8 protein-coding genes and 3 pseudogenes are annotated in these 20,816 nt (G+C 65.7%); 1 reads left to right on the forward strand and 10 read right to left on the reverse strand.

Going from position 1 to position 20,816, the window contains the following annotated elements; all coding sequences use genetic code 11:
- Positions 1 to 132: 132 nt before the first annotated feature.
- From AWC02_RS11555 to AWC02_RS11585, 7 genes and pseudogenes are all read right to left on the reverse strand, one after another.
- Entirely contained in the window at positions 133 to 1,305 is a 1,173-nt protein-coding gene (locus tag AWC02_RS11555) for a hypothetical protein (protein ID WP_085128908.1), read from the reverse strand.
- A gap of 2 nt (positions 1,306 to 1,307) precedes the next feature.
- A complete protein-coding gene (locus tag AWC02_RS11560) occupies positions 1,308 to 6,932 on the reverse strand; it encodes a hypothetical protein (RefSeq protein ID WP_133055630.1) in 5,625 nt (1,874 codons plus the stop codon).
- Between the two features lie 146 nt (positions 6,933 to 7,078).
- Positions 7,079 to 7,925, reverse strand: a pseudogene (locus tag AWC02_RS11565) (transposase); the annotation flags it as partial.
- Positions 7,926 to 8,126: 201 nt separating this feature from the next.
- Entirely contained in the window at positions 8,127 to 9,428 is a 1,302-nt protein-coding gene (locus AWC02_RS11570; RefSeq protein ID WP_237160436.1) for a DUF2399 domain-containing protein, read from the reverse strand.
- Positions 9,367 to 13,569, reverse strand: coding sequence for a TIGR02680 family protein (locus AWC02_RS11575; RefSeq protein ID WP_085128910.1), 4,203 nt, complete (start codon positions 13,567 to 13,569; stop codon positions 9,367 to 9,369). Before AWC02_RS11575 ends, AWC02_RS11570 begins: the two co-directional genes overlap by 62 nt.
- Entirely contained in the window at positions 13,566 to 14,729 is a 1,164-nt protein-coding gene (locus AWC02_RS11580; RefSeq protein ID WP_085128911.1) for a TIGR02678 family protein, read from the reverse strand. Before AWC02_RS11580 ends, AWC02_RS11575 begins: the two co-directional genes overlap by 4 nt.
- Complete coding sequence (locus AWC02_RS11585; RefSeq protein WP_237160437.1) at positions 14,729 to 16,273, reverse strand: DUF2397 domain-containing protein; 1,545 nt, start codon at positions 16,271 to 16,273, stop codon at positions 14,729 to 14,731. The genes AWC02_RS11580 and AWC02_RS11585 overlap by 1 nt, the downstream gene beginning before the upstream one ends.
- A gap of 211 nt (positions 16,274 to 16,484) precedes the next feature.
- Here AWC02_RS11585 and AWC02_RS22580 point away from each other — a divergent pair.
- A pseudogene (locus tag AWC02_RS22580) lies at positions 16,485 to 16,677 on the forward strand (transposase); the annotation flags it as partial.
- A 1-nt stretch (position 16,678) separates the two neighbouring features.
- Here the strand turns inward: AWC02_RS22580 and AWC02_RS11590 are convergent.
- From AWC02_RS11590 to dnaB, 3 genes and pseudogenes are all read right to left on the reverse strand, one after another.
- A pseudogene (locus tag AWC02_RS11590) lies at positions 16,679 to 17,310 on the reverse strand (transposase); the annotation flags it as partial.
- 223 nt (positions 17,311 to 17,533) lie between these two features.
- Complete coding sequence (locus AWC02_RS21645; RefSeq protein ID WP_133055631.1) at positions 17,534 to 17,818, reverse strand: hypothetical protein; 285 nt, start codon at positions 17,816 to 17,818, stop codon at positions 17,534 to 17,536.
- 118 nt (positions 17,819 to 17,936) lie between these two features.
- Positions 17,937 to 20,564: a replicative DNA helicase gene (dnaB, locus tag AWC02_RS11595; protein WP_085128972.1), complete on the reverse strand. Its 2,628-nt coding sequence runs from the start codon at positions 20,562 to 20,564 to the stop codon at positions 17,937 to 17,939.
- Positions 20,565 to 20,816 lie beyond the last annotated feature (252 nt).

Genomic DNA, 20,816 nt, shown 5'->3' on the forward strand with positions numbered 1-20,816 from the left:
GTGGCGTCGAAGGGGGCGCGCCCCTACGAACAGCTGTAGGTTCTCACCTTCGGCTGCATCCCGGGGCGCGCTGAACTCAGCGTTTCCGTTTCGTCTCACGATGCCGCGTCGACGTCGCCCCCGGGGGACTTCTCAGTAAACATCGCGACAGGCCGCGATCAGTTCGGTGAGTTCACCGAGGCTCAGCGGCTGCAGGTGGGCACTTCTGTTGCGGGCGTCGCGCAGCCGCCAGGCGGTGGAGCGCAGAGCGGGTTCGGTGCGGCCGAGGCGGGCGTCGATGATGCGATATAGGTGCCCGATCTCGACCAGCCCGGCATCGTTGAGCGGCGGGGTGAACAGTGTCTGCAACGCGTCGTTGAAGCGTTTACGGGTTAATTTATCAATAGTATTTTGCTGCAACACTTCTCGGCGTTGCTCGATCCACGGAAGAACGATACGGGCTTGAGCCGCCCACACCAGTCGGCGTAGTCGTTGCGGCGTTGGGGCCGCCGAATAGGTGTCGTGCCACCCGTCGATCAGTCCGGCGTCCCACGGTTCGAGCAGCCCCTCGGCCGGCCGCAGTCCGCAGCCCTCGCGGGTCTCGCCGAGCTGGTCACCGGGGATGTCGGCTTCGGCTAGGTGCTCCGACAGATCGGCGGGGTCCCCGGACCAGTCTTGGGCGAGTTGCCCAGCCAGGGCGAGGTCCCATCGGGCGACCTCAACGATGGTCTCCGAGCGGATGTCCGCCAGGAACCGGTCGGAGATGCGGGGGCCGTCGAGATGGCAGATGTGGGCGGCGGTGTCCCAGCGGGCGATGCGGTTCCACCACCACAGGGTGGCCAACGACACGTCGGAGCTTTCCCCGCCGCGGAAGGTGGGAAGGTCGCCGCGCCCGCAGATCACGACCAGCGACAGACGGCTGTCGGAGGCCACGTTGTGGGTGTCTTGTTCGAGGCGTTGCAGGAATTTCGGGAACTCGTCTCGCTGCCGGTCGGTGTGCTCGGCGGCGACGGTGACGAACACGGTGCCGTCGCCCTGGTAGTGGGCAAGCAGGTCGGGAACGGTGGCCGGCGGGTCGTCGGGGTCGACGGTGTGGGCGAAAACCTCAAGCAGGGAGTCGCACTCAAGGTCGGCGAAGATACGGCGGGCGGTGGTTATTCGGCTGGCTTCCTCGACGATCGCGACTGAGAGGCTGTCAGTGACCGACGGGTCGGCAGCCATCCCGGCGGGCAGCACCAGGCAGACGTGGCGGCCGCGTTTGAGTTCATCGAGGGTGCCGGTGATCAGGGTGCGGGGGCCGGGCAGCGACCAGGTGTGCTCGTCCACACCTATTCAGGCCCGGAATAGATGGTGGCGGCCGCGGCGAGGATGACCCGATCCAGCGACCAGTCATCTCCGTCTTGGTCGGCCACGTCGAGGGCTTGCAGCCGGGCGAGCAGGTCCTTGCCATCCACGCAGAGGGCTTCGGTGATGTCTTCGACCGACACCGGCAGCTGTTCGATGCCGTCGGGTCCGCCGGTGGTGAATGGAATGGATTGGACCCAGGCTTTGGCGATCTTGGGGTCGATGCAGCTGTCAGCGAGGATTTGGGTGGCCCGCGCCGGGGTGGCCAGCCGCGCTGCGGCGCGGTCCAGCGCGGTTTGGGGGGCAAGGCCCTTGGAGAATTCGGCCATGACCTCTTCGATCAGTTTCGGCCAGCCGGAGGTCACCCGATGTAACCGGGCCCGTTCCAGGGGGCTGTCGAACGGTGAGCCATACCAGGCCCGCAGACCTGTCACCGACCAACGACGCAGACTGTGCACCTCTACCCCGTCGAGGGTGAGCATGTTGTCGAGCCATTCGGGGCCGATGACCACGGTGGCGGTGACGTTCTTGCGGCCGGCGGCTTCCCGGCAGATTTGGGCCAGGTTGCCGTCGGCCCTGCTGGCGGTGAGGTCGACGATGACGTGGGCACGTTTGCCTCTGCCCCCCGCCCGCTTTAGGTCCGGTGACTGCAACGAATTCACGACGATCGAGGCCACGTTCTCGTTGTCAGCCTGCCGCTTGATGACCGCGACCACCCGCCCGATGCCCAGCGCGGGGGTGCCGAACACCACCTGAGCGACAGAGGTGTCTTTGAACAGCGTGGTCAACTCGTGGTCGGTCAACGGGGAGCGGGAGGCGGCGATGCTCTCGGAGTCGCCCATGATGCGCCGCGCCATCGTCGGGTTGTATTCCAGTGGCCGTTCCAGATGGGTATGGGCGTCCTGGAGTTCCTTTTCCAGCCGGTCGGGGGTGCCCAGCATCTGAATGACGTTGGGACTGCTCAACGCCCAGAGATCAGCGCCCTGCTGCTGCAGAATACCCAGGCCTTGCATCTCGATGAGATAACGTTCGAACTCGTTGCGGCGCAACTCATCTGCTCTGAAGCCTTCCGGCCACCACACTTCGCATTCTTCACGCAGTTCATCGACGGTGAAGGCCACACCGGGGTCGGCCCCGATGCTGCCCAGGGCCACCACCAAGGCGATCACCCGGTAGCGGGAATCCAGGTTGATCGTCCACCGGAAGCGTTGGGCGATCAGGTCGCGCACCGCCGGGTCCGAGCAGACGTTGCGGATGTCCTCCGCGCCGATGCTCATCCGACCACCACCTTCGGGGATCTGCCGTTTCTGCAGGTAGTTGACCAGGGCTTCGCACACGATCTGCACCAGGGAGGCCTGGTAGTTGGTGACCAACAGCAGCCGCCACACCAATTCCGGGTTCTCAAATCGGTAGCCGAGCGCCTTCATCGGCGACACCACCAGATCGGAGGCGTCGTGGGTGCGCAGCGGACCGATCGGAATGGCATCCCCGCCGTGCGCAACCGGCGTGTTGGAGGCGTCAAAGAATCGCTGCACCTGATGCAGGCCGGCGAAGACCGCCTTGAACCGGCGACGGGACTCTTCCATCACCAGCTTGAGGGCCTGCAGCACAGGGAACTCACAACCCACCTTGCCGTCGCCGGAGTTGGCGTCGGCGGTCAGGAAGTTGTCGGCCTCATCGAGCAGCAGCAACAGTTGGTTGGACTCCTCGGCCTCCAGCCAGCCCATGATCTCGCTGGTCACTTCCTGGACACCCCCGCGGGCGGCTTTGACCGAGACGATGCCCAACTTATTGAGCCGGTCCCCCAGTAGCGGCCACAAAGCCGACGGTTCCTGGGCTTCCCCGACGCCTGCGGCCTTCAAGTCGAGGTACACCGCCGCTTTACCCGCAACGGTGGGACCGTCACCGACCGGCCGAAGGTCGGTGTAAAGCCGTTCCACGCGACGCAGCAGCGCCGATTTGCCGAGCTGTCGGCCGCCGTAGACGAACATCGACCCGGTTGGGTTTTCGATCCGAGCCCGCTCGTCGCTGCGGCCGACGAAAACCTCCTCGGGAACCTCGCCGGCAGCGTTGGGCTGATAGGGGTTGAGCGTGGTGAACGGCAGGGTTACACGCTGGGTGAACCGCCAGCCGGGTTCGGCCAGATGCGACAGCCATCCGACCACCGCTTCGTCGATCATGATGGGCGAGAATCCTTTTCCGCCCGCAGTGGTGCGGGTCAGGGCGCGCAGTTGGCGACGTTCAGTCAGGCTCAGCGCCCCGAAGTACAAGATGATGTTGGGCCGGGTTCGGTTGGCTTCACTGATGAAGTCCATTAGCCGCGACGGGCTGACCACATCCCAGACCAGCGTAACGTCATACACGCCGTGGGCCTGGCTTCCGAACTGCGGCACATACGAGCGATCGACCGGGCTCGCGGCAACGCGGACGGTCGCATAGCCGCCGGCGGATTGCCGAGAGACATCACCGCGGTACCACCCTTGAGCTTTGGGAGTCAGTCCCACCATGCGCAGAACATCGCCGAGCCGGTTCTTGAAGTCCTCGCCGCTGCGCCGCCGCGTCTTCAGGTTCTGCCAGGCCAACAAGCCGTCCCGCAGGGGACGCACTGAGGGGTTGCCATCTGACTTCAGTGCGTGACGTACTGCGGCGAGCGGATCTTGGCCCGCCGCTTGGGCATTCGCCGCGATGTCAACGACGCCTGGTACGAACTGACTGAAATCATCACCGGAACCGTCGTCCACCTCGGGCAGCGGCTGACCGTTTTCCAGCAGCCGCAAAAAGTTGATCGCCAGCGACTCATCGCGCGCGTCGATACGATTGAGCACCCGTTTCTTACTCGCCGCATCACAAGCCAGCTTGTCCACGCGCGCCGTCAAGTCGTCGCGCTTGGCGATCAGCGCCGTCTCGGCTTGGGCGGTGATGGCGTGCAACGCCTCGATTGCCAAGTCGAAGCGGTCATTGCGTGGAGTGTCGCCGATCTGCTCGATCCGCTCACTGAGTTCCCGCGCCATATCATCGACGTAAAGAGCACGCAGGCGGGCTGCGCCCTCTTCGGCGTCGCCCCTGGCGTTCTCGAATGCCGCTTTCGACTTCTTGATGGCCCGTTGAATCTGGTCGTCGTATCCCGCACCTTCCAGACCATGCGCGGCAATGAAGTCCCGGGCCGCGGCGATGTCCCCCTTGGCGAGGTAACCGGCGACCACCGTGTCGGGGTCGCGCGGCGACAGCAGAAGGACCACTTCACTTATCGTCGGCGCCCGCAGCGGCTGGCCCTGCTCGTCGCGAGGCAGTTCGAACAGTTCCAGCAGCGCTGCGTCGAGGACTTCCCGTACCGACTGTGCAGTCGGCTCGGGGTCATCGGCCCGCAGCCAGGCGATAAGGTTGGCGACGGCGGCTTCGCCGACCGAGTTGACTGTCGGGGCGGCGGGCGCCTGATGAAGAGCGCGTTCCAGATCGTCGCCCACGGCGATGTCTTTGAGGTCCCCGGCGGTCAGAATGGCCCGCCGCACGGTCAGCAGCCGCGCCAACAGGTCGCCCGCGTCACCGATCAGGTCGTCAAGTTGGTTCTTGACCGGGCCGTCGATGGGCCGCCGAGCCCGCTGCTGGGGGGTGCTGACGGCGGTTTCGGCGTCCAGGAGCAGCCGCTCTCGCCGGTTTTGGTCCCGCAGTTGATCGGCCGTGTCCTCGATCTGCGCCCAATCGGGGTTCGACGCGCTGGCCACACCATCGGCGGTCAAGGCGGCAGCACGGGAGAGGGCGTCAGCCAGCGGTTGGCCGTCCCGGGCCACGTAACGCAATACCTTGGATCCGCGCTGGAACTTCAGCGTCTTGTCGCGCAGCTTCTCCAACTGCTTGGCGGCTTCCGCACCCAGCGCAGTCCACCGCGCCGCCATCTCTTCGGCACTCGGCCCCGACTCGGGCTGGCGGCGACCATGGCCACGCTGCACTGCAGTGGCCGCGGCATGCAGTACCTCCCGCACCGAGGAGTCGGTCAGTGCATGGTCGGCGGTATCCAACAAGGACTGCAAACCGAGTGGGGCGTAACCGAGCCGCAGACCCGCGCGCAGTGAGGCAGCGAGCAGCAGCAGCGATTCGTTGGTGTCGAATGCCTTGATGTCCGCGTCGGAGGGCAACAGCGACAATTCAATGGCCGATGGGGTGCAATGCGCTGCGGCGCAGGCGAACAGCAGGAGTTGACGGCGCGGTTCGATCTCGGCGGCCGCGGTCGCCAGGTAGTAGGCAAGGGCTTCTCGACCGTCGAGCAACAGCTGCGCAACGAGGGGGGGATCACCTTCGTCCCAGGGCCATTCGCCCAGCGATACACCCGACTCGTCCGGTTCGGTGGCGCTCACCGCCACCGCTTCGATCACGGCCGTGGAAGTAGACGGGGACGATGCGGCGGACGCCGGCGCGGCGGCGAGGGCCGAGGCTGGCGCCGATGAGGTGTCGCTTACAGCAGGCTCCGGGATGGGCGGTGCCGTCGAGGGTGAATTGGCCTCCGTTGCGACAGCTTCGGCGGGTTCCTCAACGGCCTCCGCCGACATGTCTTCCTCTGCATCGGACTCCTCCGCGGGGGGCTCCTCGTCGGTCGGCTCGTCCGGCAGGTTTGTGTACTCGGCCTCGACCTCGGGTTCGGCAGGTTCGGATGTGGCGGCCGCAGCCGGGGTCGGCTGAACGCCGGCAGCCTTCTCGACCTCCTCGACCGAAGTGAATCCGTGCAGCGCGAGCTGATCGCCGATCATTTCGTCCCGGCCTGCTTTGCGGAGGACGTCGATCATCTCCAAGGCAAGACGTGCGTTGCTGCGCCGCTCTGACTCTTGCTGGAGACGCTGCTCAAACAGGGTGCGCAGCTGCTCGACCACTGCCGGCAGGGTGGCGGGCTGTTCAAGTCCCGCAGCCGCCGCATCTTTCAGCACCGCCTGGGCCGCATCTGACCAGTTGTCTGGGCCCTCGCCCAGATGAGGCGCCGGCCGGCCTTCGGCGATTGCGGCCGAGACGACGCGAAGTTGCTCAACCAGATCTGCTACCTCATCGAGCAGGGCTGCCGCCCGGTCCTGCAAGTCCTTGAGATCAGCGGCGCCAGCGTAGTTGGGTTCGTCCTCGTCTGCCTCGTCGGCCAGGTCTTCAGCCGGCGTAGTGTCCTCAACCGATTCCTCGTCGTCGTCTTCGGCCTCATCGTCAGGATCGAAATGAGCGCCGCGCTCGACGGCCTCCAACAACTCTTCGAGTCGGTCGCGGACAGCGACGGCGTCGGCAAGGTGGGTGTCCTCAGCCAGCGCGTACAACATCGCGCGGCCGCCAGTGGGTCCCAGGCTGAACCCGGCCAACTCCGCGTGGACAAGGAGAACGTCGCCGACAAGGTCAGCGGCTTCCTCGGGGTCCAACAGGGACTCCCAGGCGTGGGCCAGCGAATGCCCGAACCTGCCGTGATGCTTCATGATTGCAATGCGAACGCCACGCATCGCCCGCAGATTTCCCCTCTTAAGTTCGGCGTAATTGACCTTGGCGAACTTGGCCCACTCCCGACCGACCTTGGGGTTGGCAACGATACGAAGCAGATCAGCATCAGTGAGCCCATCCAAGGCCGGTTTGGTGGTCATCTCCGCCATCTGTACCTCCTCTGCCGTCGCACTCGGCCCGATGCTACCGGCCAGCACCGACGGTTCGGGGGTGATGTTCAAGAACGTTGTCAGGTGGGTGATCGATGGTTTGCCTCCGATGGCGGAGTGGGTGTGGTGGACTCTTCTATGGCTTGTCAAGCGGCCTGGGGTTTGGCGTCGGGTTCCGCGTGCAGTTTTTCCAGGGTCCGGTAGAGACGGCGCGCGAGGTAGCGCTTGAGGCAGCGCCGGATCTCTTTCGTGGTGCGTCCCTTTTGTTCGACGTCGTTCGACCTAGGCGTTGGTGTCGGGGTCATGGGTCATCCGGGTGATGACGGCCATGTGCAGTGCCCGGTTGAGCCGCCTGTCGCCGCCTCGGTTGAGTCGGTGGCGCACGGTGTTTCCTGAGGAGGCGGGGATGGGATTGACGCCGGCCAAAGCGGTGAAAGCGGCCTCGGAACGGACCCGGCCGGCGTGCGACCAGGCGGTGTAGACGACCGCGACGGTGACGGGGCCGATGCCGGTTTTGTCCAGCAGTACAGAGGCATTGCTGGCGTGGATGAGATCGATCATCTGCGTCTGGTTGGTCGCGAGTTGCTCGTTGAGATCAACGACGCGCTTGGCCAGCCGTACTGCCTCGGCGCGTGCAGTGACGGTGACAAGGTCTTCAACTCGGGTGCGCCAGCGGGAGACCTCACCATTCTGACTGGCGGTCAACGGCTTACGTGCATCAACTCTCATGGTAGCCACACGCAACAACGCAGTGAAAGCGTTGGCAGTCGCAGTGCGTTCGGTCGTCATGTGCTAACGGGTGGCGACAAGAATGCGCAACGCAGCCCGGATACCTTCGTCACTTCGGGGACGGCGCAGCTGTTCGGGCTCGAGGGAAACCACCGCGGCTGCGATCCTGCGGGCATCGACGGAGTCAGATTTGCCAGTCCCGCGATGGGCTCGGGCGTTCATCGCAGCCGCCTCCACAACCTCATAGCCAGCCCGCTTCGCTGCCGGCCTGGCTGGAAGTCACTTCGGGGCAGCACTGTGATGAGCCACGATCCGCCTTTCGGTGAGGACGGGCAATCTTCTGATCAAGTCACCGAGGTGGAGCCGGGTCAGCGTCGGCCGCCCACCCCAGCGCTGGACAAGTCGGGACACGCGTGATCGGTCGCAGGTGCTGCTGGCTTGTGGGCGAGTTGACCAAAGCACGCTTCAGTTTCGCGCTTCGCCATTGAGGTCGCTCAGGAGGTCATCCAGGATGGATTCTTCGTGGACGGCGATCTTGTGGTGCTGATAGAGGCGGCGAAGCTGTGTAAGGGTGTCGTCGCCGACGGCGTCGGAGCTTGGAGCCAGGTGTAGATGGCGGGCATACGTTTCATAGTCGTAGCGCCAGCCCTGCGCATTCGGGGCGATGGAGTGAATCCGCTCGGCGATCGTCAAGCCTTCGGTATCGAAGTCGGCTCTGATTCGGAAGGTGCACCCCGCTTCTACGAGCCCGCCGATGACGTCGAGGGCCGCGTTGGCGGGATAGCCGTCGGTGCACACCATCGGTGGACAGGCGGCTCCGAGCAGGTCGGCGGCGGCTTCCACCACCGTGACGTTCTCGCAGACAAACACCGTGGGGGCGCTCGATGTCAGCTTCCACTGCGTGGGCATCGAGCGCAGGGTCAACCACAGCGGTTCCCCGGTCGCTGCGCCACACCAGCGAGCGGCGGGGGAATCTCCGGCGAGGGGCAAGTTGAGGACGAGAACACGTGAGGAGACCCAGTCGCATTTCACTCCCACCGCGGCCCAGGCTTGTCGCCACACTCTGCCGCCGCGGGTGGGCCTCGGCAGGTCGTGCGCCGCCGCGATCAGCCGGACGGCGGCGCGGCCGAGCAGTTTCGTCGTGTCGAGAGTGTGGGCGTTGTGGTCGCCCACCCGTGCGGCCAGTTGGGCCAGCGGCATAGGAGGTTGGCCTTCGGTGGGCAGTTCGCGCCAGACGGTCGCAACCTGCTCGGCGAGGGTTAGCAACTCCCCAGACCCGGGCCGTGGCCATCCCTGGTCGGCCATCCAGCTGTCGATAGCGTGGCTGGCGATTCCGGCCGCGGCGAGAACCGCGCGCGCCGCCGCGGATTCCTCGGTGGCCGCAAGGTTTGCAGCGCTGCGCTGCTCGGCGCGCAGGGCGCGCAAGTTGACCAGCTCGGTGCCATCGAGGCCTTCGATGAATTCCCGCACCGACATGCCGTGCGGAGCCAAGGCGGCGGCGAGGGCTTGCAACCGGACGGGCTGGCCGCCGAGCTCCCACGGTTTTCCGAGCAACAGCCCGACTTCGCGGCGCCGCTGCGGATTGAGATCGAGGCGGAGCGTTCCCGATTCGGTGGCCGCCCCCTTTGCGGCCCGTTGCCGCACGGCGGCAAGGACCCGCGTCGGCCCCGAGAGTTGCGCCCAATCCTTGAGTCCCGCTGGAATCTCAACCATCAGAGCCTTCGCCGGCCGCGGGCGCGGCGGTCGCAGCGCCGAGGTGATCGACATCGACGGCGACGCGTTCCCCGCCGCACCACAGATAAGTTTGGCAGTCCACGCCGGCGATATTGGCCTGGCGGGCAAGGTCGTAGATCGCGATCGCCGGGACGGTCGGGTAGTTACACCATTCATCGAACGCGGTGATCATGATGTCGAGGTCGAAATCGACGGACAGACCCATGAAGTTGGCCTTGACCGTGGGATCGACCCCGGTCATCGCCTCGTCTAACCACACGCTGCGCGGAGCATGTACTTTGGCAGCGTTGTAGGCGACAGCGACGGCGGCAAACAGTGGTTGGGCGAGGAGCACAACCTTCTCGCCGCCGGACTTCGCTCCATGCCGCGCCGCATCGAGGACTGCCCACTTGCCGGCCGTTCCGGCCCGATAGCTCAAGGTGATCCGAAGCCACTGACGATAGTCCAGAGCGGCGGCCAGCTGTTCCTTCCAGTGCGGAGCGCCATCGGCCTCGGCGTCGGCGCGGGCTTGCTCGATGCGGCGGCGTAGAAAGTCGCGCACCGTGTGTTGGTGGTCGGCGGTGAGTTGGTGGTAGCCCTGTCGGAGGGCAGCCACGACAGCCTCGGCATCGGCGTCGGTCTTGTCGGCCATCCAGTCGACGCGCACGATGTGACCTTGCCGATTGGGGCGAACGGCCAGCTGGTCGCTGATGCGAGCGAAGGTGTCGGCGGTGTAGTCCAAGCGATCCTTGAGGTGTTCGATGAACGTCGACCCGAGCAGAGTCGTCAGGACGCGTTGTTGTTCGGCATCGAACCGCTCTTGCTGCTCTAGGACGCGGGCGGCCAGAGCGTTGGACGCGGCGACAGGATTGAGCCAGCCGTGCTCGGTGTCGATCAGCACGCTAATTCGCATCAACGGGCTGTCGGCGTCTTCCACCCGGACGTCACGGTCGGGTAGCAACTGTTGACGAAGAACGTCACTCTCCCGCTCGCAGCGGCGACGTGCCCGTTCCACCAGTGCGGCGGCGTCTTGATCGCGGATCTCACGTTTGATCGCGGCGGCGAAATCGCGCGCGAAGGCCACCGATCGTTTCTCCGGAACGGGAATGCCGAGCGGCTCGACGAGATCGTGGTCGATGAGTTCCCACAGCGCCGCCATCATCGCGTCACGACGCCCCTCGGCGTCTTTGCGCTTGCCTTCGTAGTCGTCCAGCCGAACCGTGGCGGCGGATTCGGACCCCGTGGCGACCCGCAGTCGTTCTTGGGTCTTCTCGATGCTCTGCGCGAGTTCGGCAATCTGTCGGTCGAGTTTTTCTTTGCGTTCTAGTTGCTCGCGGAATCCACTGTTGAGCGTCTTTTCCGCGGTGGCCAGTTGTAGTTGCGCGGTGCGATGCTCGGCAATCCGCTCGTCGCGCTCCTGCTCGGCCGCTGTGTGCTTGGCTTCTTGTTCAGTGAGGGTCCGTTCGGCTTCCCTTAGTGCATCCCGCGCCCTGTGCAGCTCCTTGAGTGCATCGGCGAGCTCCCGCAGCTGTTCTTTGTAGTCGTCCAGGGCACGTGCGAGGTTGTCGAGGTCCTTGGTGGGGAATTGGTGTTGAGCGGCGTGGTCGCCGAATTCGGACCACGCGTCATCACGCAGAGCTAAGTGCGCCTGGTGGGCCGCAGCGGCCTTCTCGGCTTTCTCCGCCGCCTTTCGGGCTGCGCGGCTGCGTTCAGCCAGCAGCGTCACCGCCTGATGCAGCGCACGTTCACCACGTTCGGGAAGCTGTTTTTCTTCTGAGTCGAGCTGCTGGCGCCGCTGTTGATAGACGGCCAGCCGTCCGTCGATCTCCGACAGCTCTGCGGCCAGGGCGGTCAGGTCAGCGGTGAGCTGCTCAATACGCCGCTGACGGGCGGCCGCACGCGCTGCCGCACCAAGGTAGGAGACCAGCCCGATAGGCTCGGCGCGACCGGTGAGCCCCCCGATGCGCCAGCTGCCGTCGGCGGCCAGCCAGTCGCCGCCATTGCCGTCCGCGCCGGCGTCGCACCAGCCGATCGCAGCAAGGATGCGGCTGACCGTCGCCGCATCGACGGCACCGTCAGGATCCGGTTCGAGGACCTCGAGAAGGTTGCGGCCGGGCCGGTGGCCGGTGTCAACGAGTTGGGTGTCGACGAGGAGGCGGCCGTCGTCGCTGTCCACCGACCCGTCAGCAGAGATCCAGGCGTCGAGCAGCCCGGCGGCCGCGGCGGCGGCCTCCAGTCGAGCGAGCACCGCGTCGTCGACCCCGGGAGTTGGATTGACCAGCTGCCACAGGGGCGCGCCAAGGCCCTCCTCGACAGCGGGTCGGGGGCGCCGGAACCAGGACACCGGCGGGGGAGGCGGTGTCTCCGTTTGTGAACTGACTTGGCGAAGTTGTTGTTCGACGTCGTCATGGCGGGACTTGATCGGGACGCGACGTTCGCCTAGTTGTTGAGTTTCGGTCGAGATCCGCTGACGAATCGGGTTGATCTGCGCACGCATCAGCGCCACAACGGATTCCGACTGCGGGGTGTCTCCGGTGTCCTCGTCAAACAGCGTGAGGTCGCTGACATAGTCGCACCACTCCTCGACCGTGTCATCCGGCCAGGCTTCGACCGTCGCCGCGGCCGCCCAGTTTCGGATCTGTTGGCGAAGCTCGTCCGCACGCTCCATCACGGCACCCTTGGCTCGATCACGGACGGTGCGGGCTTCCTCGGCGTCAGCTTCGCGATGTTGGACTTGCAGGCCTGATCGGTCGGCGGCCTCTGCGGCGCGCCGGTGGGCGCCCTGCAGCGCACGGAGTCGGGTAAAGCGCTCTTGGCGCAGTTGATGATCGGCACGCAAGGCTTCCACATTGGGTGGGTCGAGGTGTTGCTCGATCGAGGCGGTGAGGCCAGCGGCGCCGGCCCTCTGGGCGATCTGCCCGACAGCCGTAGCCAGTGCTGCCTCGGCTGTTGCCATCTCCTCGGCCTTCTTGTCCTTCTGGGTCGAGGCAGAGTCGCGGTCGGTGGTCACTTCGGTCAAACGGGTCTTCGCGCGGCTGACCTGCTTTTCGAGACCCTCGGCCTTCTCCTTGAGTGCGGCAATGCGCGTCGTGGCCGCGGCGGCCTCGCGGTAGGCCGCGGATTCAGCGAGCTCTGTGGCTTCGGTCGTGCGATCTTGTTGCAGCTGCTTGCTTTTCTGCAGTTCTGCTTTCGCCTCGGTGACCACTGCCGAGGCGCTGGCGAGGGTCTTGTCTGCGTTGTTGCGGTCACGGGTGGTGTTGTCCAGGCTGGTGGTCGCTTTGGTGAAGTCGTCGGCGCGTCGGCGCGCAACCGTGCGGGCCCACGGCTTCCAACCCTCACGCACGAAGGTCGCTACGGCCACTGCGGCCTTCTTGGTGTATTCGACGGCGTCGCGCAGGCGGTCGAGGTTGTCCCAGCCGGTGGCCAATGTGTCGATCTCATGGTCGTCCAGGGGCGGCAGCGCGTCCCGCATCATCTCCTCGAGGACTGAAGGGCTCAGTGCCTCACCGAGTTTGGGCTTCCTTAGCGTCTTGAGCAGGGCGGTGAGGTTGTCATATGAGGTCTTGGGAAGGCCGAACAGGTCGCGGGCCAGCCGGTTGCGGTAGGCGGTCGCGTCGGCGGGCAAGTCGATGCCGTCGATCTGCTTGAGCTGCTTGTAATCCAAGGCGCGGCCACCTTTGCTCAGGTAGAAGTCCTTGCCCGGCCGCAATGGGGTGATGAAGTGCCAGGTGTTCACCTTCGGCGTTCCGGTCCCGCGCCGCGCGCTCATCCCCATGCCGCACACGTAAAACCGGGGCCGGCCGTTCTCGTCGATCCGCCCATATTCGATCCAGGCGTAGCCCAGTCCGGCATCGGCAGGCGGGCGCGGATCGTCGCCCTCCCCGGTGGGCAGTAGGTTGAAGCGCATGTTGCGATGTTGGGAGCCGAACGGATCGAGATCGGCCGGACGGGTTTCGCCGCGCAGCAGCATCAGGGTGGTCAGCTCCAACACCTTGGTTTTGCCGGCGCCGTTCTGGCCGCGCAACACCATCCGTCCGTCGGCGTACCAGAATTCCGCGTCATCGTACTCCCACAGGCTCACCACACCGACGCGCAGCGGCTGCCAGCGGTCTCGCACCGGCTCGGGCAGCCGCCGTTGTAGAGCGGCTTCCAGCCATTGCTTTCCATCTCCGAAGCGGTCCACCGACGCGGTCACTGTTCCAGCTCCTCTTCGCTGTAGAGGCGACTGGAAACGGTGACCACCTCGGGGTCCCGGAACCGCTCAGCGACCGGTGACAGCCACCAGCGCTGACCGGCGCTGGTGGGCACACGCCGTATCAGATCCAGCGCGGAAAGTAGTTGCACGCTTTGCTCTTTGATGGCCTGGTCGGTGTCGAGTTCCTTCTTCAGCGCCTTGGGGTGGCGCTCACGGATCCGGCCGGCGGCGGCGAGGACCTCACCGTCACTCACTTCACGCTGCTCGTCGATCACAGTGCGAAGTTCGTTAAGCAACATGAGGGCGGCGAAGTCGAGCGCCCGCATCCGCGGGAAGGGCAAATCGGTGTCCTCCTCGTCGGAGGCGATCAGTGCCACTCCTTCGGCGCGTTGTTCGACCACCCAGCCGGTCATCTCGCGGCACCACTCCGCGAGGCGGGCCCGCTGGTTGGCCAAGTAGGCGCGGTCGGGTTCGGTGAGATCGTCGTAGAGGCAGGCTGGCAGTTCGATGAGGCGGCGCATCACGCGGTGCCGGCTGGCGACACCGTCCTCCCCCGCGGCCGTCGCTTGCCCCCACCGTCCCAGAGCTGCGGCCAGCGATGTGGGTTCGACTAGACGCAGGAGAAGCTGCCGATCGACTTCATAGGCACCGCCGACGGCGTCGCTCCGGCCCACCCACCCTGCCCGGCGATCTTCATCGTCGGCGTCGGCTGGCCGAAGTACTCCGGTATGCGCCAGCAACGCAACGGCTTTGACAAACAGTGCACGTTCGGCGCGCTTGTCGGGGTCATACACCTGCAGGTTGATGTCATCGCGCTGGGTCAGCACGCGGACGCGGTCGGACAGCTCCTGGGTGGTGGTCACGTCTTCGGCGTCTTCGGCGACGGCCGCGGCCAAGACGGTCAGCACGAGCACCCGCCGCCAGCCCTCGGGATAGCCGTACCGCACGGGCGCGGTGAGGGTGTCGCCCAAGGGGCGGCGGAACAGCCGAGCCGCCGACTCGGTGATGACCAAGTCGTAGTTGAGGCGCTCCTTGAACCAGCCGGTGATGTCCTTGCGGTTGTGGACGACGAGGCTGAACAGCTGCGGGTATCGCCGCCGGTCGAGCACGGGGTGCTCGAGCATGGCGGTAAACGCGCGCTGCTTTTCCGGGTCGTGCATCACCCGAGCTTCTCCATCTCAAAGCGCCAGTTGCGGGTGGCCAACCGGCCGTGCGGACCAGCCACTTCGACAGTCATGTCGGCGGACTTGCTGGGTGCAAAGCGGATCTTCCACCGCCCGTCGCTGGTGACCCCGATCCGCGCCTCCCCGTCAATGGTGTGGGACGCGCCCAGCAGTTCGAGGAACAAGTTGAATTCGTTGTGCGACAGGTGCACCCAGCTCGCCAGTTCGGTCCCCGACCGGCCTCTTAGTGCGGCTTCGGCGGCGGCGCGAGCGGCGGCGTCGGCGGCGCGGGCCCGGCGGGCGGCGGCGCGGCCGGCGGAGTAGTCCGGGATGGAGGGCCGCCGGCCGACTGCTGCCCGGACACCCCGCTCGCGGAATCGGGCAGTGATGGGGGCGGCGGCGGCGTTGGCCCACTTGGTGGCGTGGTCGTCGGAGGAGTCGGCGGGCAGCAGCAGGTGCCGAGCCGAGAACAGCCCGGTGGCGGTGTCCCATAGCGCCCACGCTGCGGTGTCGTCGGCGGCGTGTTCGAGAGCGGTCGCGAGGCTCAACAGTTCTGCGCGGCGGGTGACGGTGCCGGAGGTGTCCAAAAGGATGTGCATGTTGCGCGCCCACGGCGAGACCAGGTCGCGGAGTCGGCGGCGCAGCCGGCGGGCCTGCCCATCGGTGCCGAACCATGACGTGAGCGCCTGCCAGGTCCGTTGCCACCGATCCGCCTGGGCGGCGACTTGGCCGTCGTCGCCTTTTTCTTGGCCGGTGCGGCAGCAGGCCCGCCACACCGATTCGGTCAGCATCGGCGCCGCGCCGGCCATCAGGTCGGCGATGGCGGGGCTGTGGATATCGACCTGTTCGCCCCACATCTCCACATAGGAGCTCAGCGTCCGCCACAGCAGGTCTTGTTTGTCCGCATCAGGGCCGCCGGACAGTGCGTAGGCGAGTCCGCGCTGCCATGTGCGCGCTGCGGTCGCCATCCCGTTGTGGAGCAGGATGATGTTCTGAAACTCCGTCGCCGCATCCTGGTAGTTGTGCGCGTGTACTGCAGTGATAAAAGCCGCGAGACGCTCGTGAATTGCCCTGGGGGCCAGAGTGATATCGGCTGCCGCCTCTTCATCGGCGTGCAATTCCTCGGTCCAGAAGGTGTGTAGCCGGGCCGCTTGGGGTGTCAACTGGTAACGGTCCCGGCGGCGAAGGAAGTCTTCCCCGGTGTGGGCAGGGTCCTGCCAACGGCTCAGCACTCCCCACTGCACAAGCCGGTCCAGGCGGGCGTCGAGGTGAAAGCGGTCCTCGTTCAACAATCCTTCGAAGATGTCCTGCGGTAGCCGGGCGGCCAGGTAATCGCGGACGCCGTCGGCGACTTCCTGGTGAGACAGTCCGGTCAGGCTCTTGTCTTGGGCTTCGAGCATCACTTCGATGAGCACGCGATACTGAGCGGCGAACTTGCTGGTGAGATAGGCCGGCACTGTTTCGGGCCCGGGCATGTAGGTCGCCCACAGTTCGGGAGGACCAAATGAGAAGTCGTCGTCATCGCGGGCGGGAGCGGACACGCTCACAGCCCTCCGCTCAGGCGGGCTGGGGGGCACAACGAATGGGCGACCAACTCAGCCCCCACAGCAGCCTCCCCGACGATGGACCCGACAAATCCATCTTGCCCCCTCGTCGGGTCTGCTGAACGAATAGTTGAAATCTTGACCTGCCCTACCGTTTGGGTTCCAGATTCGGTGACTAAGTGACCGCCTGTACGAAAGGCTGACCGTCATGCCCCGCCCCTACCCGGCTGAGTTCCGAGCCCGCGCGATCGCGCTCGTACGCGCTGGCAAGCCGCAAAACCAGACCTCCGACGACCTCGGCATCCACCCCGTCACGATGTCGAAGGTGGATCAAGCAGGGGGACATCGACCGGGGCGCCAGACCTGGCGTGCCCTCAAGTGAATCGAGCGACATGCGTAGCGTGGCACATGCGGAGCGACGAGGCCGGCATGCGGTCGGCGGTGATACACCACTGCCGCCCACTCACGGATGATTGCTTCCAACTCATCGAGGTAGAAGAACGCCTCCGCCTCTGGGTTCCAGCCCGCGGGAATGCACATCCTGCGTTTGTATCCCAGCAAGGCTTGCAGCAGGTCCTCGCGGATGGTACGGAAGAACCTGTCCACCGGTCCCTTATCCCGGCCCGTCCGCAATCGCGCAGGCTGGAGCGAAATGCCCATCCGCTGGCAAACGCTCGTCAAAGGCTCGGATATGTAGTTCTTGCCGTGGTCGATCACGATGGTCTCGGGCACTATCGGCGGACCCGCCGCACCGACGGTCGCTCCTTCGACCGCGTCGACGTCGATCAGGACCGACCGTGGGACGCCATGCGCGGGCCACACCGCGTCAGCTGGCCAGTCCTTACCGGCGGCCGAGGCCGATACGCCTGATACAACACCGCCGCGGCATCCAACGATTTCGTCGACACCGGAGTCAATCTGATTCCGATGACGCACCGGCTGTACGAGTCCATCCCGATCGTCAGTTCGGCCTGCACCCAACGCAATGTGAGGGCATTCAGCACGATGACATCCGGCTGGCTGGTGTCCATCAGCTGGTGTCGACACTCAGCGCCTCACTCAAGGTGAGGCGCTGAGATCATCCCGGCGGATTCGTTCCGCGAGAACACGTCAAAATGCCGGGGATTGCGGAAGCCCGCAAGAAACCTAATCTTGCCGAGTTCCGCCGCCGGCGGCTCACTCCACACTTTGTAGCCCAGCCACGACTCTCCACGAGCTTGCGTGACCATCCCAGGCTGAAGCGAACCTTGGGATCATCTAGCGCGCACGCGGTTTCACATTGACGATGACCGGTCCATCAGCCTCGGCGAGCAGCAAATCCGGGACATGCCGGCGTTTGCGGCGCACCGCGAAGTCGAAGTCGGCGTAGAGCAACTGCGCCAACTCCAGGCGAGAATCGTCGATGATATTGGCACACTCCGTCGCCGACCAATACGAACGCGAATAGTGCTTTTGTCCGCGGCACCACCTGAAAGTGCGCCACGGCGCGGCGTTGTTTCGAACGGAAACCGTCGCTTCCGCGGCCCGTCGAATGCCGGACACCGCTCGACGATCCCGCCTCGACAGGCTCCCGTACCGCAACCGCATGCGGCGTGTCTCACGCTAATTGCATAAGTGCAGCGGTAGTGCAGTCAAATTTGAGATCCAACAACCGCCCCCGTCAGTGCGCCATGTTCGTAAACCGCGACAAATGCAGTTGGTGCGCAACGGTAATCGTCTTCGTAGGGCCGTTACGGTGCTTGGCCAGGATCAGGTCCGCCTCGCCACCGCGCGGGTCGTCACGCTCGAACGCATCCGGGCGGTGCAGCAGAATCACCATGTCGGCGTCCTGCTCGATGGCACCGGATTCACGCAGGTCGGCCAGCATCGGCTTCTTGTCGGTGCGCTGCTCTGGGCCACGATTGAGCTGGCTCATCGCGATCACCGGAACCTCGAGCTCCTTGGCCAAAAGCTTGAGATTACGGGAGAACTCAGAGACTTCCTGCTGACGTGACTCGACCCGCTTGCCTGATGTCATCAGCTGGAGGTAGTCGATGACCACCAACCGCAGGTCGGCTTTCTGTTTGAGCCGGCGCGCTTTGGCGCGGATCTCCATCATGGTCAGGTTCGGTGAGTCGTCGATATACAGTGGCGCCTCACTGATTTCGCTCATGCGGCGCGCCAACCGAGTCCAGTCGTCGTCGCTCATCCGACCCGAGCGCATGTCGGCGAGCTTAATCTTGGCCTCCGCCGACAGCAACCGCATCACGATCTCGGACTTGCTCATTTCCAGGGAGAAGATGACGCTGGACATCCGGTGCTTGATCGAGCACGAGCGCATGAAATCCAGACCCAGGGTCGAGTTGTGGGTCGGGATCATGGCCTCGCCGGCCAGGTACATGTGGCTGGCGTTGTCCACCTCGACGCAGCGCACCGGCACGCTGGGCACTGGGCGGGCGGCCACGATAAACCGTGAACCCGAGCGGGCTGTCCCTTTGACCCTTCGGCGTTCCTTGTGCGCAATCACCTTGCGCTCCAACGCGAAAACCTGGTCATCGGTGGTGAAGTTCAAGGTGTAGGCGATGCTGGACGCTTCCGTGCGTCCGCGCACCCGCTTGGTCGCAGTCTGGCAGCGGTAGCCCAGGCTCACCACCAGCTCCGCCACGTCGCGGGCCAGCCTGCGGTCCGTTACCGAGAACTGCACCGAACCGCTCGCGGTTACGGTGCCATCAGTGTCCAGAAGGCCCGCCAACAGTTGCCGGCGCTGTGCTTCCGAGCCGCGCAGGTACTCCGTGGGAATGTGCTTGTTGCCGAGCACGCCGATGGTTCGCAGCCGGGCTTGCAGTGTGCCCACCGTGTTACGGCAGCCCTGGCACATGCGCAGTCCCGCCGAAGGCCCGCCGCACTGCGGGCAGGTGGGCTCCGCCACCGGCGGCGAACTGAATCGCGCGCGACCGCCGCAGGAGCGCCCGCAGGTGCGCACCTGGCTGGTTTGGGGCAGGAACTCGTTGCCGCACACCGCGCAGTTGCGAACGGCCACACCGTCCTCGGCCGGCAAGCGCAGTCGGTAGCGGTACTTCGCAGACTTCGAGGGCACAGCGCACAGGCCCTCCGCCTCGATTCGCATGATGATCTCGGGGTCGGCCGTGGTGATCTGCGCCGACGCGCTGGTGCCATCCCCGAGCCACGCACCCAGGGTGTAGGGCGGGACCAGCAATTCCCGCTCCGGCAGATCGAGCGCTTGGGTGTTGGTGACCGAGTGGTTCAGCCGCTGGTCTGCGGTGTCGCACCGCAGCGTCGCGGCGATCTCGGCGGTGGTCCGAATCGCGGCGAAGGTGCGCTGATTCTTGGTGCGGTTGTATGCGGCAGCTGCGGCCTGCGCCGACTTGCGCGATGCCCGCGTCTCCGTGAGCCATTGGTGCTCGGCGTCGGCGATGATCACGGTGCCATCGGAGAACTCGACCTCGAAGCACGGTCGGTCCAGCATCACCTCGGTGGCGGCGACCACCCGGGTGGACCGCCCATCCGGGCCCAGCAGGAGATCACCGACGGCCACCTCACCCATGGTGGTCCACCCGGTGGGGGTGGCCAGCAGCGTCTTCAACGACAGCGCCTTCCCCATACCCGGCCGCGCCGCCACCACGATCATCTGGCCCGGGTGCAGCCCGTTGGTCACCTCGTCGAGGTCGGTGAAGCCGGTCGGCACGCCGCGGGCGACCCCGCCGTGCGAGGCGATCGCGTCGATCTCGTCCATGGTGGGCTGCAGCAGGTCTTCGAGCGGCACGAAGTCCTCGGAGAGCCGGCGGTCAGCCACCTCGTAGATCTCGGCCTGGGCGCGGTCGACGATCTCGGCCACGTCGGCGCCCTCGGCGCCCGCGTAGCCGTACTGCACCACGCGGGTCCCGGCCTCGACCAGCCGGCGCAGCAGCGCCTTCTCCGAGACGATGGTGGCGTAGTAGCCGGCGTTGGCCGCCGTGGGCACCGTGGAGATCAGGGTGTGCAGATACGGGGCGCCGCCCACCCGGCGCAGCAGGCCGCGGCGGTCGAGCTCGGCGGCCACGGTCACCGCGTCGGCCGGCTCACCGCGCCCGTAGAGGTCCAGAATGGCGTCGTAGATGTTCTGGTGCACCGGGCGGTAGAAGTCGCTGGGCCGCAGCCGCTCCAGCACGTCGGCGATGGCGTCCTTGCTCAGCAGCATGCCGCCGAGCACCGACTGCTCTGCGGCAAGATCCTGGGGCGGCTGACGGCCGACGTCCTCGCGTGGTGGCTCCTCAAGCTCAGAATGACCACGGTCGTCGACTACCGCCATGCGCCGCACCTCCTCCACTGGCACGATCGAACGCCGATTCGACGTTGACGCCCCGAAAGTATCCGTGGGCACCGACACCCCCGATGTCCCCTGCCGCGTTGACGGTAGGCGTTGCTGGCGGCCCTACCAAACGAGGTTGTTCACAAAGGTGTGGATCAAGTGTGCACACCCGTGCGCCATTTGTTTGGGATGGTGGGGAAGACTTGTGGATGGCGGTTGTAATGTCGGTTATCTCCGCAGGTGGAAACGGTA

The organism is Mycolicibacter engbaekii (assembly GCF_002101585.1).
Lineage (GTDB): Bacteria > Actinomycetota > Actinomycetes > Mycobacteriales > Mycobacteriaceae > Mycobacterium > Mycobacterium engbaekii.

What these genes read in the sequence shown, in the direction of transcription:
- AWC02_RS11560 (WP_133055630.1), bottom strand. Translation starts at nt 6,932, where the DNA reads ATGGCGGAGATGACCACCAAACCGGCCTTGGATGGGCTCACTGATGCT.
- AWC02_RS11580 (WP_085128911.1), bottom strand. Translation starts at nt 14,729, where the DNA reads ATGCACGACCCGGAAAAGCAGCGCGCGTTTACCGCCATGCTCGAGCAC.
- AWC02_RS11570 (WP_237160436.1), bottom strand. Translation starts at nt 9,428, where the DNA reads ATGTCGATCACCTCGGCGCTGCGACCGCCGCGCCCGCGGCCGGCGAAG.
- dnaB (WP_085128972.1), bottom strand. Translation starts at nt 20,564, where the DNA reads ATGGCGGTAGTCGACGACCGTGGTCATTCTGAGCTTGAGGAGCCACCA.